We start from the raw sequence: 24889 nt of genomic DNA, 5'->3' as shown, positions 1-24889 counted from the left end.
GGACTGACGATATGACGATGACGGACCCGATCGCGGACTTCTTGACGCGTCTGCGCAATGCCAATTCGGCTTACCACGACGAGGTGAGCCTGCCGCACTCCAAGCTCAAGGCCAACATCGCCCAGATCCTCAAGGCCGAGGGCTACATCAACGACTTCCGCACCGAGGACGCTCGCGTCGGCAAGTCGCTGGTGATCCAGCTCAAGTACGGGCCGAGCCGGGAGCGCAGTATCGCCGGCCTGCGCCGGGTGTCCAAGCCGGGTTTGCGTGTGTACGCGAAATCCACCAACCTGCCGCGGGTGCTCGGCGGACTGGGCGTGGCGATCATCTCCACGTCCTCGGGTCTGCTCACCGACCGTCAGGCGGCCAGACAGGGCGTGGGCGGCGAAGTCCTCGCGTACGTGTGGTGAGGGGTAGTACAGATGTCGCGCATTGGTAAGCAGCCGGTTCCGGTACCGACCGGAGTCGACGTAACGATCGAAGGCCAGCACGTCTCGGTCAAGGGTCCCAAGGGTTCCCTGAACCTGACGGTCGCCGAGCCGATCACGGTGGCGCGCAACGACGACGGCGCGATCGTGGTCACCCGCCCCAACGACGAGCGGCGCAACCGTTCGCTGCACGGGCTGTCGCGCACGCTGGTGTCCAACCTCGTCACCGGCGTGACGGAGGGCTACACCGTGAAGATGGAGATCTTCGGGGTCGGCTACCGCGTGCAGCTCAAGGGCTCCAACCTCGAGTTCGCGCTGGGCTACAGCCACCCCGTGGTGATCGAGGCGCCCGAGGGCATCACGTTCGCGGTCCAGTCGCCGACGAAGTTCACGGTGTCGGGGATCGACAAGCAGAAGGTCGGCCAGATTTCGGCGAACATCCGCCGCCTGCGCCGTCCCGACCCGTACAAGGGCAAGGGCGTGCGCTACGAGGGCGAGCAGATCCGCCGCAAGGTCGGAAAGACAGGTAAGTAGTCATGGCGCAAAAGAAGGCTGAGACCGCCGCGCGGAAGCCGGTGGGGCAGAGCGTATCCGCGACCCGACGCGTCTCGCGGCTGCGCAGGCACGCGCGGCTGCGCAAGAAGATCGCGGGCACCCCGCAGCGTCCCAGGCTGGTGGTGCACCGCTCGGCGCGGCACATTCACGTGCAACTGGTCAACGACGAAGACGGCACCACGCTGGCCGCCGCCTCGTCGATCGAGGCCGACGTGCGGGGCCTGGACGGTGACAAGAAAGCCCACAGCGTGCGGGTGGGCCAGCTGATCGCCGAGCGTGCCAAGGCCGCCGGCATCGACTCCGTGGTTTTCGACCGTGGCGGTTACACCTACGGCGGACGGATCGCGGCGCTGGCCGATGCCGCGCGCGAGAACGGATTGAGTTTCTGATGACAACTGGAAGGACCGCATAATGGCGGAACAGTCAGCCGGCGGACCCGAGGCCCGCGGCGACAACCGCGACTCGCGCGGTGACAGCCGTGACAGCCGCGGCCGGCGCGATGGTGGCGGCCGCGGCGGTCGTGACCGCGACGGCGACAAGAGCAACTACCTGGAGCGGGTCGTCGCCATCAACCGCGTCTCCAAGGTGGTCAAGGGTGGACGGCGATTCAGCTTCACCGCCCTGGTCATCGTCGGTGACGGTGCCGGCATGGTCGGCGTCGGATACGGCAAGGCCAAGGAGGTCCCGGCCGCGATCGCCAAGGGCGTCGAGGAGGCCCGCAAGGGCTTTTTCCGCGTTCCACTGATCGGCGGGACCATCACGCACCCGGTGCAGGGTGAGGCCGCCGCCGGCGTCGTGCTGCTGCGCCCGGCCAGCCCGGGTACCGGTGTCATCGCCGGCGGTGCGGCTCGCGCGGTGCTGGAATGCGCTGGGGTGCACGACATCCTGGCCAAGTCGTTGGGCAGCGACAATGCGATCAACGTGGTGCACGCCACCGTGGCCGCGCTCAAGCTGCTGCAGCGTCCCGAGGAGGTGGCCGCTCGTCGCGGGCTGCCGATCGAGGACGTCGCCCCGGCCGGGATGTTGAAGGCGCGGCGGGAGAGCGAAGCGCTCGCCAGTGCGGCGGCACGAGAGGCGGCGACACCATGAGTCAGCTCAAGATCACCCAGGTGCGCAGCACCATCGGTGCGCGCTGGAAGCAGCGTGAGAGCCTGCGCACCCTGGGGCTGCGGCGGATTCGCCACTCGGTGATCCGCGAGGACAGCCCGCAGACCCGCGGCCTGATCGCGGTGGTGCGTCACCTGGTGCAGGTGGAGGAGGCCAAGTGACCATCAAACTGCACGACCTCAAACCCGCGCCCGGGTCGAAGAAAGCCCGCACCCGCGTCGGTCGCGGTGAGGGCTCCAAGGGCAAGTCGGCCGGCCGGGGTACCAAGGGCACCAAGGCCCGCAAGAACGTGCCGGCCACCTTCGAGGGCGGCCAGATGCCGATCCACATGCGGCTGCCCAAGCTCAAAGGGTTCCGGAACCGGTTCCGCACCGAATACGAGATCGTCAACGTCGGCGACATCAACCGGCTGTTCCCGCAGGGCGGTTCGATCGGCGTGGACGAACTGGTGGCCAAGGGCGCGGTTCGCAAGAACTCGTTGGTCAAGGTCCTCGGGGACGGCAAGCTGACCGTCAAGGTCGACCTCACGGCGCACAAGTTCAGCAGCAGCGCGCGCGAGAAGATCACCGCCGCGGGCGGCTCGGCGACCGAGCTGTAGTCAGCCCAGCTGCGGAATCACCTCCGCGGCAAGGCGTTCCATCTGCTCGCGATTCTCTGGCACGTCGACGCCGACGGGATTGAGCAACACATACTCGGCGCCCGCGTCGATCACTTCGCGCAGCCCGCGCGCCACGTCGTCGGGTGTGCCCGACACCGGGACGTCGTCGACGCCGGGCATGTCGCCGTAGATGCGGTGTAGCCCGGCAAGCACCCGCTCGCGGGCCCGGGAAGCGTCGTCGTCGACCATCAGATAGACGCGTTTGCCAATCGTGAAGCGCGCCGGGTCTTTTCGCTGTTCGGCGAGTTCGCGGCGCACCACCGCGACGGCGCCGGCGAAGGCCTCGGTGGTCGACGAGCCCGCGCCCAGAAACGAGTCTCCCAGGCGCACCGCCCTGGCCAGGGCCTTGGGTGCCAGCCCACCGAACCAGATCGGCGGGTGGGGACGCTGCACCGGCTTGGGCGCAATCGGTAGGTCGTCGACATCGCGGAACCGGCCGTGGAACCTCACCCTGGGCTCGTCGGACCAGGCCGCCTTCATCAGCTCCAGGCCCTCGGTGAAATACGAAATGTACGTTGACTTCTCGACGCCGAATGCGTCGAATCGGCGGAAGCCGCCGCCGGTTCCCACGCCGAGGTCCAACCGTCCGTGGCTGAGCCGGTCGACGGCCGTCGCGGCCGAGGCGAGCTGGAGCGGATCGTGCAGCGAGGTCACCAGGACGGCGACCCCCAGGCGCAGCCGCTCCGTGCAGGCGGCGCAATACGCCAGCAGCTCCAACGGTGCCAGCAGGGGTGCGGTTCCGATGATCTGCTCGAGCACCCAGCCGCCCTCGAACCCGAGCTCCTCGGCGCGGGCCAGGTAGGACCGCATGCCCGGCGCGTCGAAGCCGTCGTAGTCGAATTGGGGGATGGCGATGGAAAACCTCACCCGACCACCGTACGACCGCCGATCGGTACCCTGCAGAGTATGTTCGGTTTTCTGCCCTCCATTCCCGGGATCGACGAGGTCCGTGCGCTGGCCGGCCGGGTCGACACCGCCCGCCATCACGGCGTGCCCAACGGCTGCGTGCTCGAGTTGGACCTGCGCTCGGTGCCGCCGGAGGCGACGGGCTTCGATCCGCTGGCGATCGTCACCGGGGCCGGCCGGCAGATGACGCTGCGCGACACCGTCGCCGCGATCCACCGCGCCGCCGAGGACCCCCGGGTGGCCGGGCTGATCGCCCGCGTGCAGCTGGGCGCGTCCCCCCCGGCGGCGGTGCAGGAGCTGCGGGCGGCGATCGAGGCCTTCAGCGCCGCCAAGCCGTCCCTGGCGTGGGCCGAGACCTATCCCGGCACGCTGTCCTACTACCTGGCCTCCGCGTTCGGTGAGGTCTGGATGCAGCCGGCGGGAAGCGTCGGGCTGATCGGCTTCGCGAGCAACGCGATGTTCCTGCGCGACGCGCTCGACAAGGCGGGCATCGAAGCCCAGATCATCTCGAAGGGCGAATATAAGTCGGCGGCAAACCTTTTCACCGAACATGGCTTCACCGAGGCCCACCGGGAGGCCGTCACCCGGATGCTGCAGAGCCTGCAGGACCAGGTGTGGCGGGCGGTCGCCGAATCGCGCCACGTCGAGCCGGATGCGCTCGACGCGCTGGCCGACCGGGGCCCGCTGCTGCGCGACGACGCGGTGGCCGCCGGCTTGGTCGACCGGATCGGATTCCGCGACGAAGCCTATGCCCGGATGGCGGAACTCGCTGGGGGGAAGGACGCTTCGGGCGACCAAGAGCCGCCCCGGCTGTACCTGGCACGCTACGCCGGGGCGGCCAGGTCCCGACTGACCCCACCCGTGCCGCCGGTGCCCGGGCGCCGGCCCAAGCCGACGTTCGCGGTGGTCACCGTCGACGGCAACATCGTCGGCGGGCGCGGCGGCCCGCAATTTTTGCCGCTGGGCACGCCCACCGCCGGCGCCGACACCATCGCGGCGGCGCTGCGGGAGGCCGCCGCCGACGATTCGGTGTCCGCGATCGTGCTGAGGATAAACAGCCCGGGAGGCTCGGTCACCGCGTCCGAAACCATCTGGCGCGAGGTGAAAATGGCCCGCGAGCGCGGCAAGCCGCTGGTGGCGTCGATGGGTGCGGTCGCCGCGTCCGGCGGCTACTACGTCGCGATGGCCGCCGACGCGATCGTGGCCAATCCGGGCACGATCACCGGCTCGATCGGCGTGATCACCGGGAAGCTGGTGGTTCGTGACCTCAAGGGTCGCCTGGGGGTCGCGTCGGATACGGTGCGCACCAACGCAAATGCCGACGCCTGGTCGGCCGATGCGCCGTTCACGCCGGAGCAGCGGGCGCATCGGGAGGCCGAGGCGGACCTGATGTACACCGACTTCGTGGAGCGGGTCGCCGAGGGCCGCAAGCTGAGCACCGGGGCGGTGGATGTCGTCGCCCGGGGGCGGGTGTGGACCGGTGCCGACGCCGCCGAGCGCGGCCTGGTCGACGAACTCGGTGGCTTCCGGGCCGCGGTGCGGCGCGCCAAGGCCCTCGCGGGCCTGGACGAGGACACCGAGGTCCGCCTCGTCGGCTATCCGAGTTCGTCGCTGCTGGACCTGGTGCGACCCCGGGCCTCGTCACAACCGGCCGCCGCGTCGCTCCCGGACGCGCTCGGCGCGCTGCTCGGTCGCTCGATCGCCGGAATTCTGGACAGCGCCGAGCAAACGCTGAGCGGCGCCAGCGCTTTGTGGCTGGGGAATTCGCGCCTTTGACCTAGCCCGGGTGGCCGGCGAGCCTGCCGCTGATGAAGATGATCTCGCCCAGCGGGTCGTCGTGCTCGGGGGCGGGTACCTCGATGTCGTTGCGCTGGAACAGTTCGGTCCGCGTGACGCCGTCGACGTCCCATCCCTTGGACCGCAGATAGTCGACGACGTGGTTGCGCTCTCCGGTGTAGACCAGCGACGCCATGTCGATGTCGACGCCGTGCTCGCGGAATACGCCGGCCATGTCCTGCACGCGGCTGGCGTCGAAATCGATGATGCCGGGGACGAATTCGGTGGCGATGGCGCTGCCGGGGGCGCTCAGCGCGGTGATGTTGTCAAACAGCCGGTCCTGGGCCTCCGGCGGCAGGTAGATCAGCAGGCCCTCGGCCAACCACGCGGTCGGCGCGGTCGTGTCCAATCCCGCCGCCTTCAGCGCGGCGGGCCAGTCGCCGCGCAGGTCGATGGCGATGGTGCGCCGGGTGGCGGTCGGTTCGGCGCCGATGCCGGCCAGCGTGGTCGTCTTGAACTCGATCACTTGCGGCTGGTCGAGCTCATAGACCACCGTGCCGTCCGGCCACGGCAACCGGAAGGCGCGCGAGTCCAGGCCGGAGGCCAGGATCACCGCCTGGCGCACGCCGGCGCCGGTGGCGTCGACGAAGTAGTCGTCGAAGTACTTGGTGCGCACGGCCATTCCGTCGCTCATCGCCTGCATGCGCACCGGCGACGCGTTCTCGATCGCGTCGAAGTCGATCTCGCCGTCCATCAGCTTGGTGAACAGGTCCACCCCGACGGCGCGCACCAACGGCTCGGCGAACGGGTCGTTGATCAGGCCGCGGGGGTCCTTGGTGGCCATGGCACGGCCGGCCGCGACCATGGTCGCGGTCACGCCGACGCTGGAGGCCAGATCCCAGTTGTCGTCATGCGCGCGTGCCATGGGTCAACCCTACTTGAGGGTCGCGGCGACATAACTCAGCTCGCCGAAGGTGGCCGCCATCTCGTCCTCGGGGAAGTCAAACCCGTTGCGCGCGTACAAGTCCCTGGCGGGGTTCGCCGTCACCTCCCAGCCGTGGCTGCTCAGGTAGTCGACGACGACCTTGCGCTCGCCGCGGTAGAACAGGTCGGCCGCGTCGAGGTCGAAACCGAAGCGCTGCCACCGCTCCGAGATGCGGGCCAGGCGCTCGTCGGAGAACGCGTTCGGGTCCGGCACATGCTCGGTGGCCAGCCGGCTGCCCGGCGCGCTGAGCGCGGTGATGTTGTCGAACAGCCGGTCCTGCGCCTCGGGCGGCAGGTACGGCAGCAGCCCCTCGGCGCTCCACGCGGTCGGCCGGGCGACGTCAAAACCGCCCTCGGCCAACGCCGCCGGCCAGTCGTCGCGCAGGTCGATGGCGATCGCGCGGCGCCGCGCGGTCGGTTCGGCGCCGAGGTTGGCCAGTGTGTCGGTTTTGAACGCGAGGACCTGCGGCTGGTCGATCTCGTAGACCACGGTGCCGGCCGGCCACCGCAACCGGTACGCGCGGGTGTCCAGGCCGGAAGCCAGGATCACCGCCTGCCGGATGCCGTCCGCGGCGGCGCCGGTGAAGAAGTCGTCGAAGAACCGGGTGCGCACCGTGATCTGCTGGGCCCGGGCTTTCCGGTTGAACAGCGCGTCGTCTTCGAAATCCAGCTCGCCGTCGATGATGCGGATGAAGGGCTCCAGCCCGACGGCGCGGACCAGCGGATCGGCAAACGGATCGTCGAGCAGCGGGTCGGGCCCCTGCGACGCCACGGCGCGGGACGCCGCGACCATGGTGGCCGTCGCCCCGACGCTGGCCGCGGGGCCCCAGCTGTCGCCGTCGGTGCGTCCCTTACTCATGCGTGCCGCTCACGTAGAGAACGTCCCCCATGCGCGTGTCGTCGTCGGCCAGCGGCGGAAGGTCGTTGGCCGAGAACAGGTCTCGGATGCTGATGCCGTTCATCGCCCAACCGCGGTCGCGCAGGTAGGGGGCCGCCTCGTTGCGGTCGCCGAAGTAGACCAGCCCCGCCATGTCCAGGTCGAAGCCGTGCGCACGCCAGCGGTCGGAGATGGCTTGCATGCGCTGTTTCATCTTGTCCTCGTCCCCGGGCTCGGGGTTGGGCGCGCTTTCGGTGGCCAACCGGCTGCCCGGCGCGCTGAGCTCGGTGATGGTGTCCAGCAGGCGGTCCTGCGCCTCCGGGGGCAGGTAGCCGAGCAGGCCCTCGGCGCTCCACGCGGTGGGCTGCGCCGGGTCGAACCCGGCGGCGCGCAGCGCGGCGGGCCAGTCCTCGCGCAGGTCGATGGCCACCACCCGCCGCTCGGCGGTGGGGCGCGCGCCCAGCTCGGCCAGCGTGCGGGTCTTGAACTCGATGACCTGCGGCTGGTCGACCTCGTAGACCACGGTTCCGGCGGGCCAGCCCAGCCGGTACGCGCGGGAGTCCAGGCCCGACGCCAGGATCACGACCTGCTTGATGCCCGCCTGCGTGGCGCCCAGGAAGAACTCGTCGAAGAACTTGGTGCGCACCGCCATGTTGTCGGCCATGCGGGACATCGCCCCGGTGGAGCCGTCAGAAGTCCCAGCCCCGTCGTGCACGTCGTTCAGGTCGTCCGGATTGACCTCGCCCGTCGCCAGCCGGGTGAGCAGGTCCACGCCGACGGCCCGGACCAGCGGCTCGGCGAACGGGTCGTCGATCAGCGGACGGTCGGCGCGGCTGGCCACGGCGCGGGCGGCGGCCACCATGGTCGCCGTCACCCCGACGCTGGAGGCCAGGTCCCAGGTGTCGCCCTCATACCTGGTGGAAGTCATGGTTGCCCCTGTTCGGATCTAGTTAATCTAATATTTAGCCGATATAACAAGCCTTCCCCACTGTACGCTTCCGGCGTTTAGCGGCAACCTTGACGGATGACGTACGCGGCGGCGGGCAAGCGGGTGTTGATCACCGGCGCCTCGTCGGGCTTGGGGGCGGCCCTGGCCCGGCAGCTGGCGGCGCGAGGGGCGGTGGTGGGGCTGATCGCCCGGCGGCGGGACCGCTTGGCCGAGGTGCTGGCCGACTGCCGTCGCGCCTCGCCGGGATCGGCGATGTGGGTGGCCGACCTGGCCGACACCGCGGGGCTGCCCGGGCTCGCGGCGCGGGCAGCCGAAGCGCTCGGCGGCGTCGACGTGCTGATCAACAACGCCGCGGTCCCGAAGCGGCGTCCCGTCACCGCCCTGGCGCCCGACGAGGTCGAGGACGTCATGCGGGTCAACTTCTTCGCGCCCATGCGGCTGACGCTGGCGCTGCTGCCGCGGATGCTGGCGCGCGGGTCGGGCCTGATCGTCAACGTGTCGAGCGTCGGCGGCCGGCTCGGGATCGTCCACGAAACCGCCTACTGTGCAAGCAAGTTCGCGCTGTGCGGCTGGAGCGAGGCGATGGCCGTGGACCTGCACGGCAGCGGGGTCGCGGTGAAGCTCATCGAACCGGGGCCCGTCGACACCGAGATCTGGGACCATCCGGGCAGCGAGGAACCGCTCTACCAGGGCCCCAAGGTGCCCGCCGACCAGGTGGCCGAAGGGATCATCGAGGCGCTGGGCACCGGCACCTTCGAGCACTACGTCCCCGACATGAAAGCCGTCGTCGACGCCAAGAACGCCGACATCGATGCGTTCATCGCGGGCTCGGCCGGCCTCAAAACCAAGGCGTCGCCACGATGAGGGCGCTCGTCTATGGCGTGCGGCCCGAGCCCTTCGCGGTACCCGATGCGGCCAACACGCTGACCCAGAACCTGGCCCGCACCCCGACCGCGATGCGGGAGGTGCCGGATCCGGTACTGCCGCATGAGGATTGGGTGATCACCCGGCCGCGGCTGACCGGGATCTGTGGGTCGGACTCCAAGCAGATCCTGATGGATTTCGGCGAGGCCGACGCCGACAACGCCATGTCCGCCTTCTGCTCTTTTCCCCAAGTCATGGGGCACGAGGTGGTCGCCGACGTGGTCGCGCTGGGGCCGAAGGCCCGGGGGCTGCAGATCGGCCAGCGGGTGGTGCTCAACCCGTGGCTGTCCTGCGGGCCGCGCGGCATCGAGCCGCCCTGTCCCGCTTGCGAAACCGGCGACTACAGCCTGTGCTGGAGCTTCACCGACGGCGACATCAAGCCCGGCATCCACACCGGGGTGTCGGCTGACGTGACCGGTGGCTACGCCGAACTGATGCCGGCCCACGACAGCATGCTCTTCGCGGTTCCGGATTCCGTGCCCGACGAGCTGGCGGTGTTCGCCGACCCGTTTTCGGTGTCCCTGCACGCCATCACCCGCCACCGGCCGCCGCGCTCGGGCCGGGTGCTGGTGTACGGGGCCGGCTCGCTGGGGTTGTGCGCGGTCGCGATCCTGCGGGCGCTCTACCCCGAGGTGGCCGTCGCGGTGGTCGCGCGGTTTGCCGCCCAGCGCGAGCTGGCCCGCGCGTTCGGGGCCGAATTGGTGCTGCAGCACGAACCCCGCCTGGCCGTCATCGAGGAACTGGCGGCGTGGGGCGGTGGTCGGCTGCGCCGGCCGCTGCTCGGCCTGCCGATGGCCTACCCCGGCGCGGTCGACGTGGTGTACGACACGATCGGCAAGCCGGAGACCTTCGAGGTCGGGGTCCGGGTCCTGCGCGCCCGCGGAACGCTGGTGAAGGCCGGTGTGCACGCGCCGGGCCGCTGGGAGGACAGTCCGTTGTATTTCAAGGAGATCGCCCTCGTGGGGTCGAACGCGTTCGGCGTCGAGGAGGTCGAGGGCCGGCGGCGGCACGCGATCGCCCATTACCTGGACCTGGCCGCGTCCGGCCGGGTGGATCTGCGCCCCATGCTGACCCACACCTTCGCGCTGGAGCGGTGGCGCGACGCGTTCCTGGCGATTGCCAATCAGGCCGACAGCGGCGCGGTCAAGGTGGCCATCGACCAGCGCTAGAGCAGGGCGCCCGGGGATCCGATGACGGGCAGGTCGATCGGGGTGATGACGCCCGGTGCGGCGTCGCACAGGAAGGGTATGGCGTTGACCGCCGCGACGGCGGTGCTGTCCATCAACACGGTCATCACGTCCTCGCCGGGGTTGCCGAACCGGATCGTCGCGTCGACGCGTGGCTCGCCGTCGATCACCACGCTGAAACCCTTGGGGTCGGTCCACTTCGGGTCGAGCGCGTCGTCGCTCATGGTCCAGCAGATGGCCAGCTCGATCACCGGGCGGCCGCCGCGATAACCGCGATAGGTGCGGCGCTGCCCCCCGGCGGTGCCGGCGGCGTAGTCCACCCAGCCCAGATCCAGATCCCGGGTCAGCACCGCGGGCTCGACGAATGCCTCCTTGGAGTCCAGCTCGGTACCCAGCATGGCGGCGATCATGTCCAGCGTCTCGAAGTAGCCGAGGCCGTATCGTTGCGCCGCCGGGTCGAGGTGGGTCACCGGCTCACGGGGTATCTTGCCGAATCCGAGCACCTTCCACACGTCCGGTATGGGATACGTTGTGCAGTCCAGCGTTTCGACCAGCTTGACGCTGCGGACGGTGCGGCAGGCGCCGGTGAGGAAGCCGGCGACGACATTGATGAAGCCCGGCTCGAATCCCGTTCCCAGGAACGTGGCCTGGCCCCGCCGCGCAGCCTCCTCGAGCGCCGGGAGTTCAACCGGGTGATGGGTGCCGGTCAGAAAGTCTCCGGTGGTGACCACGTTGATCCCGCGGCGCAGCATCGTGTCCACCAGCTCGTAGTCGATCGCGCGCGGCATGTAGTTCACACAGTCGGGTGCCAGGTCGAGCAACGCCTCGACGTCGCTCGTCGCGGTGACGCCCGTCGGCGACCGGTCCGCGAGCGCGCCCGCGTCGCGCCCCACCTTATCGGCGCCCAGCGCGTGCACGCCCACCACCTCGAAGTCGTCGCGGTCGAGCAGGATGCCGAGCGCTCGCTTGCCGATGTTGCCGGTTGACCACTGGACCACACGGTAGGGCGCCATCGGTGTTCCTCCGTCGTGCATCGGACGCTGGACCCTTGACATCGTAAGCGGCCACTGCGCTAATCTGAACCCTGTTCGAATTCGAATGTTGTTCGAAAGGGGGATGGCTCGTGACGGGTGTGGCCAATGCGCCGGTGCTGCGCTACGGGGCGCTCGACCGCGCCCACCTGACGAAGCACCTGTTGCGGCTGGCGAAGCGCGTCGGCGTCGGCCGGGTAACGATGCGGGAGCTCGCGGCCGAGGCCGGCACGGCGGCGTCATCGGTCTACTACCACGTGCGCGACAAGCGCGAACTGTTCGACCTATTGATCGAGTCGGTGCTGGCGCAGATCGAGGTGCCACAGCAGGGCGACTGGGAATCACGATTGGTCGCGCTCTACATGAATGCCTGGAAGGTGCTAGTGGAGGTGCCCGGGATCGCGGTCCTGCTGCAGGAGCATGCGCACACCGCGGCGGCCGCCGACATGGACCGCGCCTCTCGCGGAATTCTGCGCGAATCTGGCTTGAGCGCACAGCGTTTCGATGCGGCGCACGCCGCGCTGTACGTCCACCTGCTGGGTTCGGTTCAGCTCGAACACATCCGCCGCGCCGGTGCCAGGGCGAACGGGCCGAGCCACGAGGCGTTCGCATACGGGTTGCGCCTGATCCTGACCGGTCTGCGCAAAGAGCTGGAGGACGTTGAGTGACGGGCACGACGATCGACCTCGCCGAGCCGGCGATCTGGGCGTCGCGGTTTCCGGACGATCTGTTCGCCGAGTTGCGCGCCCGTACGCCGGTGTTTCATCAACGACTCACCGACGACGTGAAATCGACCGTCGGTCGCGAGTTTTGGGTGTGCACCAAACATGCCGACGTCGCCCGGGTGCATCGCGATTACGAGTCGTTTACCGCGACCCGGGGACCGCTGATCCAGGATGTGCCGTTGTTCGACGCCTATCCGGCGATCGTGAGCATGGATCCGCCGGATCACACGATTCGCCGCAAGGTAATCGCTCGCGCTTTCACGCCCCGCGCGGTGGCCAAGCTGGAAGACGGCATTCGCGATCGGGCCAGGGCGATGGCCGCCGCTCTGCGTGAATCCGGCGGCGGCGAATTCGTCGATCTGGCCGCGGGGTTACCGATCTCGGTGATCGGCGACATCGTTGGGATTCCCGACGCCGACCGCCCGCATGTGTTCGGCTTGATCGAGCGGGTGCTGAAGACCGCCGGCGCGCAGATGTCCGTTCCCGACGGTGATGACCTGTTGCCCTTCATGGAGTTGTTCCAGTACGCCAGCGCGCTGACCGCGTACAAACGCGAACATCCCGTGGACGACATCTGGAGTGCGCTGTGCACCGCGGAGATCACGGCGGAGTCGGGGCAGAGTTTCCTGTTGCCCGCCAACGAGCTGGAGATCTTCTTCTTCATCCTCGGGTTGGCCGGCGCGGACACGACTCGAAACGCACTGTGCGACGGGCTTCGCGCCTTCGTCGCCAACCCGGATCAAATCGCGGTCTACCGGTCCGATCCGGATGCACGGCGCACGGCGGTCGAGGAGGTGATCCGCTATTCCACGCCGATCATGTTCTGGGTGCGTGGAGCAACCAGAGACGTGGTCCTCGGCGGGGTGACGATCCCCGAGGGTGCGCGCGTGGTGACGATGTTGCGCTCGGCCAATCGCGACGAAGACGTCTTCGAGGGTCCACACCGGTTCGACATTCGCCGCGATCCCAACCCCCACCAGTCCTTCGGAGGTGGTGGCGCCCACCACTGTTTGGGCGCCATGCTTGCCCGGGCGGAAGTCCGGGCCGCCCTGGACGAGGTCTTGCTGAAATCCGGCGTCATCGAAGTCGGCGAGCCGAGGATGACGCTGCCCGACCTGTGCAACAACATGACCGTGTACGAATCACTACCGGTCCGCCTCAGCCACAGCTAGGCCGGGCGGGTGGCGCGGAAGTAGTTCAATCGCCCGAGAATGCGGTGTCGCTGCGATGCGACCTCGGTGCAGTCGAACCCGGCCGCGGTCAGCAATCGGGGAATCGCGTCGCCGAGGTTGCCGGCCGCATGGTGGCTGCGCCTGATGAGCCGGGCCGCCAGGCCGCGCTCGTCGGTCTCATCACCGGCGATGTCGGCCAGGTGCAGCCTGCCGCCGGGGCGAAGGACCCGGAAGATTTCAGCCGCCGCAGCGGGTTTCGCGTCGTCAGCGATGTGGTGCAGCATCATCGATGACAGCACCCGGTCGAACTCGCCGTCGGCGTAGGGGAGCCGTTCGGCGTAGCCCTGGTCGAAGCGGATCTCGTCCGTCTTTCGCCGCGCCCGGTCCAGTGTCCGCCGGTCGGGATCACATCCGATCACTTCGAGGTGAGGATGGGCACGCTTGGCCATGATTGTGAGATTCCCCGTGCCGCAGCCGATTTCCAGGATGCGGCGGCAGTCGTCCAGCTCCGCCTGCGCGATGAGGGCCTCCTGCACCCTGTTCATGCCCAGCAGGCGAGATATCAGGTCGTAAGCGGGGAGCAGCGCGTCGTGGCCGGCGGCGGGCAGGTAGTCATGTGGATGATGTTTCGTCACGCAATCCATGGTGAACCGCTGACCGGAACTGGAATTGGCCGATCCTCGGTGAAACCAGGACTATCTTTGGTGACATGACGCAGCCGGCCCGGATGGTTCGCCAACGCGCGGGCGTGCCGGTCTATGCATACCGGACCGACCCCGCCACGCCGCCGGTGTCGGTGGCGCGGTCGGGGCCCGAGGATTTCGTCCGACGCGGTCGCCACATCCACGACTTTCCGGCGCTGTGGTACCTGCCGGTGGCCGGTCTGGTCCACGTGGCGGCCGCGGGCGAGGTGCTCGATCCTGAGCAGCTGGCCGACCGCGACGGCGGTATCGCGGTGTTCTTCGACCCCGCGGCCCTGGGCGAGGACGGGCGATCGCCGTGGCCGGCGTGGCGGGCCCACCCGCTGCTGTTCCCGTTCCTGCACGGGCACGCCGGCGGGATCCTGCGCCTACAGGTGCCCGCGCCACGACGGCCGGCGTGGGACGCCGCGATCACTTCGATCGAAGCGGAGCTGCGCCAGCGGCAGGACGGATATCGGCAGGCGGCCCTGGCGCATCTCACGCTGCTCCTCATCGACCTCGCGCGGCTGGCGGGCCCGGTGGTGGCCGAGCTGCGACGCAGCGGGGAACCGCTGCTGGCCGAGGTGTTCGAGGTGATCGACCGGCGTCACCGCGAGCCGTTGTCGCTACGCGACGTGGCCGCCGACCTCGGCATTACGCCGGGCCACCTGACCACCGTCGTGCGGCGCCGCACCGGGCGCACCGTCGGCGAATGGATCACCGAACGCCGAATGGCCGCGGCCCGCGCGCTGCTGGCCGAAACGGACCTACCGGTCGCGGAGGTGGCCAGCCGCGTCGGGGTGTCCGATCCCGGCTACTTCAGCCGGCTGTTCAGCCGCGCGCACGGCGCCTCGCCCCGCGCGTGGCGCGGCGCGACCGGGTGGGCAGGTCACGCACGCCGTTGATCGCGATGTCGATGGCGGCTTCGACCGCGGCGCGTAGTTGCTCGGCGGTGCCTTCGTCTTGCAGGCAAACCAGCGCGGCGGCGATCGCCGCCCCCATGACCGAGCCGATGACGGCGGCGGCGGCCGGCTGGTCGAGCGCGTCGGAATACGCGCGATGCAGGGCCCGGGCCAAGTGAGTTTCGGCCAGGAAATAGCGGTGCAGGGTCGCCGCCTGAACGGCGGGCACCGACACGATCATCGGCAGCCGCACCGCCGCCAGGCCGCCCTCGACTTCCTCGGCGAGGGCATCGGCCAGCATGTGCTGCATCGCCGCCACGAGGACGTCGGCCATCCGATCATCCGGTGCGCGCCGCTCGATGAGAGCCACTGCGGCGTCGATCCGGCGCGATAGGTGGGGAAAGAGGACCTCATCCTTGCTCGCGAAGTAATTGAAGAAGGTCTTGGTGGAAACTCCTGCGGCGGCGGCAATCTCAGCGACGGTGGTCTCCTCGTAGCCCTTTTCCTCGAACAGGCTCATGGCCGCGCCGATGAGCTCCCGCCTGGTCTGCGTTCGCTTACGTTCGCGCAGGCTCATCTCGTTTGGCGTGATCGCTCCTTTCCCGAATATTACATCTGATGTAATATTACAGCAAATGTAGCAAAGTCAGCGGTAGCTCGCCGGAGAGGAATGGGCCATGCGGCGGTTCGAGGACGCAGTCGCGATCGTCACCGGCGGCGGAATGGGTCTGGGGGAGGCGCTGTGCGAGGAGCTCGGGCGCCGGGGCGCGACGGTCGTCATCGCCGACATCGATGGCGACGCGGCACGTCAGGTCGCCGGGCGCCTGACGCAGGCCGGCAAAGCGGCAGTTGCCGTGACGGTCGACGTGGCCGACGAAACGGCGGTGGCGCGGCTGATTGCGGATACCTTCGCCGACCATGGACGCCTCGACTACATGATCAACAACGCCGGCATCGCGATCGGCGGGGATTCTCGCGACCTTTCGGTGCAGCAGTGGCGTCGCGTCCTCGAGGTCGACCTGCTGGGCGTGGTGCATGGGACGGTGCACGCCTATCAGCTGATGGCGCGCCAGGGTCATGGGCACATCGTCAATATTTCGTCACTCAGTGGGCTGGTGCCGCAACCGGGCAACGCCGCGTACTGCACGAGCAAGCATGGGATCGTTGGGCTTTCGCTCTCGCTGCGGGCCGAGGGGGCGGACCTCGGCGTGAAAGTAAGCGCGGCTTGTCCTGGCGACATGAAAACGAAGATCTACGAGAACATGGTCGTGGTGAACATGCCGCGCGAACGGGTGGCGGCGCTGAGTCGGCGCACTCACTATCTGATGCCCCAGATGAGCGCCCGGGCCGCGGCGAGCGCGATCCTGCGCGGCGTGGACCGGAATCGGCCGTTGATCGTGTTTCCGGCTGTGGTTCGGCTGATCTGGCACTTGTACCGCCGTTTCCCCGGCCCGTTCTACCGGATCAATATCCATCGCATGCGGCTGTTTCGCGGACTCCGGGCCACCGAACCCGAGATGCGCTAGCCGTCATAGGGATTCGAAGTCCAGCCAGTCGTCGACCTCGAATTGGTCGTCGACGGCGCGGATCGTCGCGCCACCACGGCCGGGGTAGTGGGCGGGTATCACGGCGGCCTTGGCCCGGGCGGCCTCGGTGAAGATCCGGCTGCGGGTCGCGGCGGCGGCACCGGCGTCCACGTCGAACGCGCAGGCGTCGGCGGGCCGGCGCAGTTGCAGGGGGCTGTGGGTGAGATCGCCGACGAAGACCGCCGGCCGGCCCGCGTCCAGCCACAGCACCGACGAGCCCGGCGTGTGCCCCGGGGCGGGCCGCAGTCGCAGCGACGGGCTGATCTGGAAGTCGTCGGACCATCCGACGAGCTGCCCGGCCTCCTCGATGGGCAGCACGCTGTCGGCGAACACGATCCGGTCACCGGGCTCCCGGCCCGCGGGCCCGTCCGGGGCGAAGTGGCGGTAGTCGGCGTTCGGTACCAGATACCGGGCGTTGGGAAAGGTCGGCACCCAGGTGCCCCGGGAGTCCTTGTCTCCCATGGTGTTCCACCCGACGTGGTCGGAGTGGATATGGGTGTTGACCACCACGTCCACCGCGTTGCGGTCGATGCCCGCCGACCCCAGCGCCGCCAGGAACCCGGTGTTGAGGTGGTCCAGCGGTGGCATGTGCGGGCGGTCGCGGTCGTTGCCGACGCCGGTGTCCACGACGACGGTCAGCCCGTCGACCTCGATGACCCAGCTTTGGATCGCGATATGCCACCGATCGGTGTCAGGGTCGAAGAAGTCCGGCACCAACAGGTCGGCATTGTCCCGCCACCCCGACGGCGCCGTCCCCGGAAAGGAGCGGGTCGGCAGGTCGAACCGAAGTTCCAGCACCCGCGCGACGCTCGCGTGGCCGAACCGGACCCGGCGCATCAGGTGTTGGCGCGCAGATAGGTGTAGACGCCGGCGAAGTTGCGGTTCACGTCCTCGGGAATGGGTACTGTGCCGCCGAGTGCCCTTGCGCCCCAGACGATTTGGGCTGTCCGTTCGACCAGGGCGGTGAGGTGCAGCACCTTGTCGGGTCGCGGTCCCACCGCGACAAGGCCGTGATTGGCGATCAGGGCGGCCCCCCGGCCCTCGAGCGCCTTGACCGCGTTGGCGCCGACCTCGGGCGTGCCGGAGGCGGCGTAGTCGGTGCAGCGGACCTCCCCGCCGCAGTAGACGGCGAACTCGTCGATGCAGGCCGGAATCGGCTGGTGCGCAATGGCGAACATGGTCGCCCACACCGGGTGGCTGTGGATCACGCTGCCGACGTCGTCGAACGCCAGGTAGCACGCCAGGTGCAGGTACATCTCGGACGACGGCGAGCGGCCGTCGGCGGCGTGCAGCACGGCGCCGTCGGGGTCGATGAGCACGAGGTCGTCGAGCGCCATGTCGCGATAGTCGACCGACGACGGCGTGATGACGATGTTGCCGTCGGAGCGCCGCGCCGAGATGTTGCCCGCGGTTCCCTCGACCAGTCCGCGGCGCAGCATGTCCTTGGCCGCGTCCAGCACCGCGGTTTCGGGGTGGTCGACAAACTTCATGAGGCCAGCACCTCCGGGTTGACGATATGGGCCGGCGTCCCGCCGTCCAGCAGCGCTTCCAGGTCGTCGGCCACCATCTGCGCCTGCCGAGCCTCAGTGTTCCACGTGGCGCCCCCGATGTGCGGCGTCAGGACGACATTGGGCATGCCCACGAGCGGGTGATCGGTCGGCAGCCACTCGCCGACGAAATGGTCCAGCCCGGCGGCGGCGACCTTGCCGCCGCGCAGCGCCTCGACGAGCGCGTCGGTGTCGTGCAGCTGGGCCCGGGCGGTGTTGAGGAACACCACGCCGTCGCGCATGGCCGCGAACTCCCGCGCGCCGATCATGCCGGCGGTGCCGTCGGTGACCGGCGCGTGCAGGGACACCACGTCGGCCTCGGCCAAGAGTTCGTCGAGGGAATGGCGCGCCTCGTCGTTGTAGGGGTCGTGGGCGATCACCCGCATGCCCAGCCCGGCCAGCCGCCACCGGGTGGCGCGGCCGACGGCGCCCAGGCCCACCAACCCGGCGGTGCGCCCGGCGATCTCCCAGCCGCGGAACCGCTGATAGGGGATGCTGCCGTCGCGAAACGTGTTGCCGCTGCGGACATCCGCGTCGGCGGCCAGCAGGTGGCGGGTGGCCCCCAGCAGCAGCGCCACGGCCATCTCGGCGACCGCGTCGGCGTTGCGGCCCGGGGTGTTCAGGACCGGGATGCCGGCTGCGGTGGCCCCGTCGACGTCGACGTTGTTCGGGTCCCCCCGGGTGGACGCGATCGCGCGGAGGTTCAGCTCGAACACCGGGCCGCGCACCGAGTCGCTTTCCACCACAACGACATCGGCGGCCTCGGCGGCGATCCGCTCGGCCAGTTGCTCGGGGCCGTAGATCCGCAGCGGCGTCTGTTCGATCCAGGGGTCGTAGACCACGTCGGCCAGCTGCCGGAGCTTGTCGAAGCCCGGCCCCCGCAGCGGGGCGGTCACCAAGGCGCGCGGTCTTGACGTCACGAGGGTCAATGCTGGCGTACGGTGACGCCCGTGTCACGTGATGACGTCACAATCGGCATCGACATCGGCAGCACCGCCGTCAAGGCGGTGGCCGCCGACGCCGACGGCCGGGTGACGGCGCGGGCGCGCGTCCCGCACCAGCTGCGGGTGCCGGCGCCCGATCGGCTCGAGCACGACGCCGACGAGGCGTGGCGTCGGGGGCCGTTGGCCGCCCTCGCGCGGCTGGACCGCCCGGACGCGAGGGCGGTGGCCGTCGCGGCGATGGTGCCCTCGCTGACCGCCGTCGACGCCGCGGGCACGCCGCTCACCCCGGGGCTGCTGTACGGGGACGGCAGGGGCCGGGGTTCGGGCGGTGCGGAAAACCGGGTGCAGCCGCTGCCGGCGCTGGGTGAGGCCGCCGAGTTCCTGCGCTGGACCGCCGCTCAGGCGCCGGGCGCCGCCGGGTACTGGCCGGCGCCGGCGGTGGCCAACCACGCGCTGGCGGGCGAGGCGGTGTTGGATCTCGCCACCGCGGCCACCGCCTTCCCGTTGTTCGACGGGACGGGCTGGAACGAGGCGGCATGCGCCGAGCGCGGCGCGACCGTCGAGCAGATGCCCCGGGTGGCCACGATCGGGACGGCCGCCGGGCAGCTTCCCGGGACCGGGGCCGTGCTGGGGATCGGCGCCATCGACGCGCTCTGCGAACAGATCGTGGCCGGCGCCGACCGCGAGGGCGACGTGCTGGTGCTGTGCGGAACCACCCTGATCGTGTGGAACACCGTCCCCGAGTCCCGGCAGGTGCCCGGCCTGTGGACGATCCCGCACACCGCACCCGGCAAGAGCCAGATCGGCGGGGCCAGCAACGCCGGCGGCTTGTTCCTCTCCTGGGTGGATCGCGTTGTCGCGGAGGGCGATCCGACGGCCGCGGATCCGCGCCGGGTGCCCGTCTGGTCGCCGTACATCCGCGGGGAGCGCACGCCGTTCCACGACCCCGACCGCCGGGCCGTGCTCGACGCCCTGGACCTGACCCACGACGCCGCCGCGCTGCGGCGCGCCGCCTACGAGGCGTCGGCCTTCGTCGTCCGTCAGCTCATCGAGCTGAGCGGGGCGCCGGTGGCGCGCATCGTGGCCGCGGGCGGCGGCACCCGGGTCGCGCCGTGGATGCAGGCCATCGCCGACGCCACCGGGCGTCCGGTGGAGGTGTCCGCGGTGGCCGAGGGGGCCGCGCTGGGGGCGGCCTTCCTGGGCCGCATGGCGGCCGGGCTGGAAACCTCGATCGGCGACGCGGCCCGGTGGGCCCGGGTGGAGCGCGTCGTCGAGCCGCAGCCCGCGTGGGCGGCGGCCACCGCGGATCGCTACCAACGCTTCCTCGAGCTGGGAAACCGACGATCTGACGCACTACCCCCGGCGGCGTCTAGGCTGGTGCAATGACTGACCAGGACCGCAAAGCCGCCCGCCGCGAGATCGCCGACGCCCTGTTGAAAGCCCTCGAACGCCGGCACGAGATAGCCGATGTCGTGGTCGAGTCCGAGAACAACGTGGCCGCGGTCGAAGCGATCGCCCGGCTGCTCGACACGTCGCACCTGGCCGCCGAAGCGGTGATGAGCATGTCCTTCGCTCAACTCACCATCGACTCGCGCCGCAAGATCCTGGCCGAGCTGGAGGACCTGAACAAGCAGCTCAGCTTCACACTCGGCGAGCGCCCGGCCAGTTCGGGGGAGACCCTCGAGCTGCGGCCCTTCTCCGCCGAGGAGGACCGGGACATCTTCGGTGCCCGGACCGAGGACATGGGCGCCGCCGGCGATGGGTCGGGCGCCGCGCCCGGCAGCCTCGACGACGAGATCCGTGCGGCGCTGGCGCGCCTCGACGACGAGGAGGCCGCCTGGTTCGTGGCCGTCGACTCGGGGGAGAAGGTCGGCATGGTGTTCGGCGAGCTGGTCCGCGGCGAGGTGAACGTGCGGATCTGGATTCACCCCGAACACCGCAAGAAGGGCTACGGGACGGCCGCGCTGCGCAAGTCGCGCACCGAGATGGCGTGGTGCTTCCCCGCCGTGCCGTTGGTCGTGCGGACGCCGCCGGCCAAGCCCGCCTAGGTCCGGCTGGTCAGCGCCGCCGATACGTACTTGATGTCGCCGAAGGCGGCCATGGACGGCTGGTCGGGGAACTCAAAACCGTTCTGGGCGTAGAGCTCCGGCGTGCTGTGCACCGTCGACTGCCAGCCGAGGCCGGCCAGGTAGGCCACCACATCGTTGCGCTCACCCGGGTAGACCAGGTCGGCCCAGTTGAGGTTCAGGCCCAGCCGCCGCCACCGCTCGCTCATCTCGCGGCCCCGCTTTTCAATCCGGTCGCGGATGTTGGGCACGTAGCCGGTGCCCAGCCTGCTGCCGGGGGCGCTCAGCGCGGTGATGTGGTCGAACAGGCGGTCCTGCGCGTCCGGCGGCAGGTACCCCAGTAGCCCCTCGGCGATCCAGGCCGTGCGCGAAGCGACGTCAAATCCGTTGTCGCGCAATGCCGTCGGCCAGTCGTCGCGCAGGTCGACGCCCACCGCCTTGCGGTCGGCGGTCGGGGTCGCGCCGAGCCCGGCCAGGGTGCGGGTCTTGAACTCGATCACCTTGGGCTGGTCGATCTCGTAGACGGCCGTCCCCCCCGGCCACGGCAGCCGGTAGGCGCGCGTGTCGAGCCCCGAGGCGAGGATGACGGCCTGGCGTATCCCGGCCCCCGCGGCGTCGAGGAAGAACGAGTCGAAGAACCGGGTGCGCACCGCCATGCCTACGCTGAGGCGGCGGGGCGTGAAGGCCGGATCGTCTTCCGCCAGGTCGATTTCGCCGTTCATCATCCGGATGAAGGCGTCGACGCCGACGGCGTTCACCAGCGGCTCGGCGAAGGGGTCGTCGATCAGCGGGTTCGGGCCCTTGGAGGCCATCGCCCGGCGCGCGGCCACCGCGGTGGCCGTCGCGCCCACGCTGGACGCCAGATCCCAGCTGTCGCCATCAAATCGCCGAGTATCGTTCGCCACCTGTGTGCCCCTAGCGCAGGGCGGCCGTGACGGCGATGATGTTGCGGAGCTGGGATTCCTCGTCGTCCGGGAACACGCGGCCGTAATCGGCGAAGAACTCCCGCCTCGGTCGGGTGGTCACTTCCCAGCCCCGCTCGCCCAGGTACTCCACGACATTGCTGCGTTCGCCGTCGAAGAACAGTCCGGACAGGTCGATGTCGCACCCCAGATTCGCCCACCGCTCGTTGAATTGTTGCGCGCGTTGGGTCATGGTGCGCCCGGAATCGCCGTGGTACTCGGTGGCCAGCTTGCTGCCGGGCGCGCTCAGGTCGGTGATGTTGTCGAAGAGCCGGTCCTGCGCTTCGGGCGGCAGGTACATCAGCAGCCCCTCGGCGCTCCAGGAAGTCGGTTGCGACGGGTCGAATCCGCTGCGGCGCAACGCCGCCGGCCAGTCTTCCCGCAGGTCGATGGCAACCGTGCGCCGGTCGGCGGTCTCCTCCGCCCCCAGGTTGGCCATGGCGGCGCTCTTGAACTCGACGACCTTGGGCTGATCGACCTCGTAGACCACGGCGCCGGGCGGCCAGGCCAGCCGGTAGGCGCGCGCGTCCAGGCCGGCGGCCAGGATCACCGACTGGGTGACGCCGTCGCGGGCGGCGTTGAGGAAGAAGTCGTCGAAGAAGCGGGTGCGCACTGCCATCGAATCCGTTTCGAGCCGCAGGTCGCGTTCGCCCTCCAGCGCCTCCGCCGGAGCTTTCGATTTCGGTAAGTCGCCGTCGACCAGGCGGATGAAGAAGTCGAGGCCGACCGCGCGCACGAGTGGCGCCGCGAACGGGTCGTTGATGATCGCATCCGGTTCGGCGCTGGCTATCGCGCGGGCGGCGGCGACCATCGTGGCCGTTGCGCCGACGCTGGAGGCCAGATCCCAGGTGTCTTGATCGCTTCGCGTCATTGGTGCTCCCACTTACTTAGCCAATGCAATGAGTCACCAAAACTCTACGCCTCGCGGCTGTCGGCAAAGGGTGTCGACAGGACCAGTGCCGGCCAGCTGTTAGTCTCGTACACGGTTTGACGCGCGACGCCGTACGTCCTGGCCTGCGGGTGTTAGGCGCGTGACGCAGGACGCAGGAGGAAGAGTGCTTTCGGCTTTCATCTCATCGCTGCGGACAGTCGATCTGAGACGGAAGATCCTCTTCACGCTTAGCATCGTCGTCCTCTATCGGGTCGGTGCCGCTTTGCCGTCTCCGGGGGTCAACTACCCGAACGTGCAGCAATGCATCAAGGAGGCCAGCGGCGGCGAGGCGGGACAGATCTATTCGCTGATCAACCTGTTCTCCGGCGGCGCGCTGCTCAAGCTCACGGTGTTTGCCGTGGGGGTGATGCCCTACATCACCGCCAGCATCATCGTGCAGCTGCTGACCGTGGTCATCCCGCGCTTCGAGGAGCTGCGCAAGGAGGGCCAGTCGGGTCAGGCCAAGATGACCCAGTACACCCGTTATCTGGCCATCGCGCTGGCCATCCTGCAGGCCACCAGCATCGTGGCGCTGGCCGCCAACGGCGGGCTGCTGCAGGGGTGCTCGCTGGACATCATCGCCGACCAGAGCATCTTCACCCTGGTCGTCATCGTGCTGGTGATGACGGGCGGTGCGGCGTTGGTGATGTGGATGGGTGAGCTGATCACCGAGCGCGGCATCGGCAACGGCATGTCCCTGCTGATCTTCGTCGGGATCGCGGCGCGCATTCCCGCGGAGGGCAAGAGCATCCTGGACAGCCGCGGCGGCGTCATCTTCGCCGCGGTCTGCCTCGCCGCGCTGATCATCATCGTCGGCGTGGTGTTCGTCGAGCAGGGTCAGCGCCGCATCCCGGTGCAATACGCCAAGCGCATGGTGGGCCGGCGCATGTACGGCGGCACCTCGACCTATCTGCCGCTGAAGGTCAACCAGGCCGGCGTCATCCCGGTCATCTTCGCGTCGTCGCTGATCTACATCCCGCACCTGATCACCCAGCTGATCCGGAGCGGCAGCGGCGGTGTGGGCAACAGCTGGTGGGACAAGTTCGTCGGCAGCTACTTGTCCGACCCGAGCGACCCGGTCTACATCGGCATCTACTTCGGCCTGATCATCTTCTTCACGTACTTCTACGTGTCGATCACGTTCAACCCCGACGAGCGTGCCGACGAGATGAAGAAATTCGGCGGGTTCATCCCCGGCATCCGGCCGGGCAAGCCCACCGCCGATTACCTGCGTTATGTGCTGAGCAGAATCACCCTGCCGGGCTCGATCTACCTGGGCGCGATCTCGGTACTGCCGAACCTGTTCCTGCAGATCGGCAACGGCGGCGCGGTCCAGAATTTGCCCTTCGGCGGTACTGCGGTTTTGATCATGATTGGTGTCGGTTTGGATACGGTCAAACAAATCGAGAGCCAGCTCATGCAGCGCAACTACGAAGGGTTCCTCAAGTGAGAGTGGTTTTGCTGGGACCGCCCGGGGCGGGCAAGGGTACGCAAGCCCAAAAGCTCGCCGAGAAGCTGGGGATCCCGCAAATCTCCACCGGGGAGTTGTTCCGGGACAACATCGAGAACGGGACCAAACTCGGCCTGGAGGCCAAGCGCTACCTCGACGCCGGTGACCTGGTGCCCTCCGACCTGACCAACCAGCTCGTCGACGACCGGCTCGACGACCGGGACTGCATCAACGGCTTCATCCTGGACGGCTACCCGCGCTCGCTCGAGCAGGCCAAGGCGCTGCACGAGATGCTCGAGCGCCGGGGCTGCGACATCGACGCGGTGATCGAGTTCCGCGTCTCGCAGGACGAATTGCTGCAGCGGCTCAAGGCGCGCGGCCGCGCGGACGACACCGACGACGTGATCATCAACCGGATGAAGGTCTACCGCGACGAGACGGCGCCGCTGCTGGAGTACTACGGCGACAAATTGAAGACGGTCGACGCGGTCGGCTCCATGGACGAGGTGTTCGCCCGCGCGCTGCAAGCGCTGGGCAAGTAA

At 69.2% G+C, this 24889-nt stretch carries 29 protein-coding genes; 17 read left to right on the top strand and 12 right to left on the bottom strand.

The genetic code is table 11. The features are described 5' to 3' along the window. Nucleotides 1–11: 11 nt before the first annotated feature. Genes rpsH through rplO form a run of 6 tightly spaced genes read left to right on the top strand, consistent with a single transcriptional unit; the run spans nucleotide 12 to nucleotide 2688 of the window. Nucleotides 12–410 (top strand): 30S ribosomal protein S8, encoded by a 399-nt coding sequence (rpsH, locus tag MTAB308_RS11630; RefSeq protein ID WP_066907410.1) that lies wholly within the window; start codon nucleotides 12–14, stop codon nucleotides 408–410. A 12-nt stretch (nucleotides 411–422) separates the two neighbouring features. After that, the gene (rplF, locus tag MTAB308_RS11625) at nucleotides 423–962 is read left to right on the top strand and encodes a 50S ribosomal protein L6 (protein WP_077099569.1); all 540 of its coding nucleotides are present in this window, start codon (nucleotides 423–425) and stop codon (nucleotides 960–962) included. A gap of 41 nt (nucleotides 963–1003) precedes the next feature. After that, complete coding sequence (gene rplR / locus MTAB308_RS11620) at nucleotides 1004–1372, top strand: 50S ribosomal protein L18 (RefSeq protein ID WP_077100143.1); 369 nt, start codon at nucleotides 1004–1006, stop codon at nucleotides 1370–1372. A 22-nt stretch (nucleotides 1373–1394) separates the two neighbouring features. After that, a complete protein-coding gene (gene rpsE, locus MTAB308_RS11615) occupies nucleotides 1395–2072 on the top strand; it encodes a 30S ribosomal protein S5 (protein ID WP_077099568.1) in 678 nt (225 codons plus the stop codon). Then, complete coding sequence (gene rpmD, locus MTAB308_RS11610) at nucleotides 2069–2251, top strand: 50S ribosomal protein L30 (RefSeq protein ID WP_077099567.1); 183 nt, start codon at nucleotides 2069–2071, stop codon at nucleotides 2249–2251. The genes rpsE and rpmD overlap by 4 nt, the downstream gene beginning before the upstream one ends. Continuing rightward, on the top strand, nucleotides 2248–2688 hold the full coding sequence (gene rplO / locus MTAB308_RS11605) for a 50S ribosomal protein L15 (protein WP_077099566.1): 441 nt from the start codon (nucleotides 2248–2250) through the stop codon (nucleotides 2686–2688). The genes rpmD and rplO overlap by 4 nt, the downstream gene beginning before the upstream one ends. Here the strand turns inward: rplO and MTAB308_RS11600 are convergent, their stop codons facing one another. After that, on the bottom strand, nucleotides 2689–3615 hold the full coding sequence (locus tag MTAB308_RS11600; RefSeq protein WP_077099565.1) for an LLM class flavin-dependent oxidoreductase: 927 nt from the start codon (nucleotides 3613–3615) through the stop codon (nucleotides 2689–2691). 39 nt (nucleotides 3616–3654) lie between these two features. Between MTAB308_RS11600 and sppA the strand changes: the two genes are divergently transcribed. Continuing rightward, entirely contained in the window at nucleotides 3655–5430 is a 1776-nt protein-coding gene (gene sppA, locus MTAB308_RS11595; RefSeq protein ID WP_077099564.1) for a signal peptide peptidase SppA, read from the top strand. Between the two features lies 1 nt (nucleotide 5431). On the opposite strand, the gene MTAB308_RS11590 is transcribed toward sppA, so the two are convergent. From MTAB308_RS11590 to MTAB308_RS11580, 3 genes are read right to left on the bottom strand one after another with little or no spacing between them, the layout of a single operon-like run. Continuing rightward, nucleotides 5432–6355, bottom strand: a complete 924-nt coding sequence (locus tag MTAB308_RS11590) for a class I SAM-dependent methyltransferase (RefSeq protein ID WP_077099563.1) — start codon at nucleotides 6353–6355, stop codon at nucleotides 5432–5434. A 9-nt stretch (nucleotides 6356–6364) separates the two neighbouring features. Further along, complete coding sequence (locus MTAB308_RS11585; RefSeq protein WP_077099562.1) at nucleotides 6365–7273, bottom strand: class I SAM-dependent methyltransferase; 909 nt, start codon at nucleotides 7271–7273, stop codon at nucleotides 6365–6367. Further along, a complete protein-coding gene (locus MTAB308_RS11580) occupies nucleotides 7266–8219 on the bottom strand; it encodes a class I SAM-dependent methyltransferase (RefSeq protein ID WP_077099561.1) in 954 nt (317 codons plus the stop codon). Before MTAB308_RS11580 ends, MTAB308_RS11585 begins: the two co-directional genes overlap by 8 nt. Nucleotides 8220–8315: 96 nt before the next feature. Here MTAB308_RS11580 and MTAB308_RS11575 point away from each other — a divergent pair, with 96 nt between their 5' ends. Next, nucleotides 8316–9104 carry an SDR family NAD(P)-dependent oxidoreductase gene (locus tag MTAB308_RS11575; protein WP_077099560.1) on the top strand — a complete coding sequence of 263 codons (789 nt, stop codon included), beginning with the start codon at nucleotides 8316–8318 and terminating at the stop codon, nucleotides 9102–9104. Beyond that, entirely contained in the window at nucleotides 9101–10333 is a 1233-nt protein-coding gene (locus tag MTAB308_RS11570) for a zinc-dependent alcohol dehydrogenase (protein WP_077099559.1), read from the top strand. Before MTAB308_RS11575 ends, MTAB308_RS11570 begins: the two co-directional genes overlap by 4 nt. On the opposite strand, the gene MTAB308_RS11565 is transcribed toward MTAB308_RS11570, so the two are convergent. Further along, nucleotides 10330–11364, bottom strand: coding sequence for an NAD(P)H-dependent amine dehydrogenase family protein (locus tag MTAB308_RS11565; RefSeq protein ID WP_077099558.1), 1035 nt, complete (start codon nucleotides 11362–11364; stop codon nucleotides 10330–10332). The two genes, MTAB308_RS11570 and MTAB308_RS11565, sit on opposite strands and share 4 nt — an antisense overlap. A 110-nt stretch (nucleotides 11365–11474) precedes the next feature. Between MTAB308_RS11565 and MTAB308_RS11560 the strand changes: the two genes are divergently transcribed. Beyond that, entirely contained in the window at nucleotides 11475–12050 is a 576-nt protein-coding gene (locus MTAB308_RS11560) for a TetR/AcrR family transcriptional regulator (protein ID WP_083746508.1), read from the top strand. Beyond that, entirely contained in the window at nucleotides 12047–13279 is a 1233-nt protein-coding gene (locus MTAB308_RS11555) for a cytochrome P450 (RefSeq protein WP_077099556.1), read from the top strand. The genes MTAB308_RS11560 and MTAB308_RS11555 overlap by 4 nt, the downstream gene beginning before the upstream one ends. On the opposite strand, the gene MTAB308_RS11550 is transcribed toward MTAB308_RS11555, so the two are convergent. Further along, on the bottom strand, nucleotides 13276–13914 hold the full coding sequence (locus MTAB308_RS11550) for a class I SAM-dependent methyltransferase (RefSeq protein WP_425436246.1): 639 nt from the start codon (nucleotides 13912–13914) through the stop codon (nucleotides 13276–13278). The two genes, MTAB308_RS11555 and MTAB308_RS11550, sit on opposite strands and share 4 nt — an antisense overlap. Nucleotides 13915–13988: 74 nt before the next feature. Between MTAB308_RS11550 and MTAB308_RS11545 the strand changes: the two genes are divergently transcribed. Continuing rightward, nucleotides 13989–14864, top strand: coding sequence for a helix-turn-helix transcriptional regulator (locus tag MTAB308_RS11545; protein WP_077099554.1), 876 nt, complete (start codon nucleotides 13989–13991; stop codon nucleotides 14862–14864). Here MTAB308_RS11545 and MTAB308_RS11540 read toward each other — a convergent pair. Continuing rightward, nucleotides 14791–15438 (bottom strand): TetR/AcrR family transcriptional regulator, encoded by a 648-nt coding sequence (locus tag MTAB308_RS11540; protein ID WP_077099553.1) that lies wholly within the window; start codon nucleotides 15436–15438, stop codon nucleotides 14791–14793. The genes MTAB308_RS11545 and MTAB308_RS11540 overlap by 74 nt on opposite strands. Nucleotides 15439–15538: 100 nt before the next feature. On the opposite strand from MTAB308_RS11540, the gene MTAB308_RS11535 reads away from it, so the two are divergent. Further along, nucleotides 15539–16387: an SDR family NAD(P)-dependent oxidoreductase gene (locus MTAB308_RS11535; RefSeq protein ID WP_077099552.1), complete on the top strand. Its 849-nt coding sequence runs from the start codon at nucleotides 15539–15541 to the stop codon at nucleotides 16385–16387. A 3-nt stretch (nucleotides 16388–16390) separates the two neighbouring features. Here the strand turns inward: MTAB308_RS11535 and MTAB308_RS11530 are convergent, their stop codons facing one another. From MTAB308_RS11530 to MTAB308_RS11520, 3 genes are read right to left on the bottom strand one after another with little or no spacing between them, the layout of a single operon-like run. Next, a complete protein-coding gene (locus MTAB308_RS11530) occupies nucleotides 16391–17284 on the bottom strand; it encodes an MBL fold metallo-hydrolase (RefSeq protein ID WP_077099551.1) in 894 nt (297 codons plus the stop codon). Then, nucleotides 17284–17937, bottom strand: a complete 654-nt coding sequence (locus MTAB308_RS11525; RefSeq protein WP_077099550.1) for an L-fuculose-phosphate aldolase — start codon at nucleotides 17935–17937, stop codon at nucleotides 17284–17286. The genes MTAB308_RS11530 and MTAB308_RS11525 overlap by 1 nt, the downstream gene beginning before the upstream one ends. Further along, complete coding sequence (locus tag MTAB308_RS11520; RefSeq protein ID WP_077099549.1) at nucleotides 17934–18914, bottom strand: NAD(P)-dependent oxidoreductase; 981 nt, start codon at nucleotides 18912–18914, stop codon at nucleotides 17934–17936. Before MTAB308_RS11520 ends, MTAB308_RS11525 begins: the two co-directional genes overlap by 4 nt. A gap of 30 nt (nucleotides 18915–18944) precedes the next feature. On the opposite strand from MTAB308_RS11520, the gene MTAB308_RS11515 reads away from it, so the two are divergent. Next, entirely contained in the window at nucleotides 18945–20324 is a 1380-nt protein-coding gene (locus tag MTAB308_RS11515) for a xylulokinase (protein WP_077100142.1), read from the top strand. Beyond that, a complete protein-coding gene (locus tag MTAB308_RS11510; protein WP_077099548.1) occupies nucleotides 20321–20986 on the top strand; it encodes a GNAT family N-acetyltransferase in 666 nt (221 codons plus the stop codon). Before MTAB308_RS11515 ends, MTAB308_RS11510 begins: the two co-directional genes overlap by 4 nt. Here the strand turns inward: MTAB308_RS11510 and MTAB308_RS11505 are convergent. Continuing rightward, nucleotides 20983–21909 carry a class I SAM-dependent methyltransferase gene (locus tag MTAB308_RS11505; protein WP_157900942.1) on the bottom strand — a complete coding sequence of 309 codons (927 nt, stop codon included), beginning with the start codon at nucleotides 21907–21909 and terminating at the stop codon, nucleotides 20983–20985. The genes MTAB308_RS11510 and MTAB308_RS11505 overlap by 4 nt on opposite strands. Nucleotides 21910–21919: 10 nt before the next feature. After that, on the bottom strand, nucleotides 21920–22837 hold the full coding sequence (locus MTAB308_RS11500; RefSeq protein WP_077099547.1) for a class I SAM-dependent methyltransferase: 918 nt from the start codon (nucleotides 22835–22837) through the stop codon (nucleotides 21920–21922). A 184-nt stretch (nucleotides 22838–23021) separates the two neighbouring features. On the opposite strand from MTAB308_RS11500, the gene secY reads away from it, so the two are divergent. Both secY and MTAB308_RS11490 read left to right on the top strand, forming a co-directional pair. Further along, nucleotides 23022–24347, top strand: a complete 1326-nt coding sequence (gene secY, locus MTAB308_RS11495; protein WP_077099546.1) for a preprotein translocase subunit SecY — start codon at nucleotides 23022–23024, stop codon at nucleotides 24345–24347. Further along, on the top strand, nucleotides 24344–24889 hold the full coding sequence (locus tag MTAB308_RS11490) for an adenylate kinase (protein WP_077099545.1): 546 nt from the start codon (nucleotides 24344–24346) through the stop codon (nucleotides 24887–24889). Before secY ends, MTAB308_RS11490 begins: the two co-directional genes overlap by 4 nt.

It is taken from the genome of Mycobacterium terramassiliense (genome assembly GCF_900157385.1).
In the GTDB taxonomy this organism is placed as follows: Bacteria; Actinomycetota; Actinomycetes; order Mycobacteriales; family Mycobacteriaceae; genus Mycobacterium; species Mycobacterium terramassiliense.
This window is presented reverse-complemented; position numbering and strand designations above follow the sequence as displayed.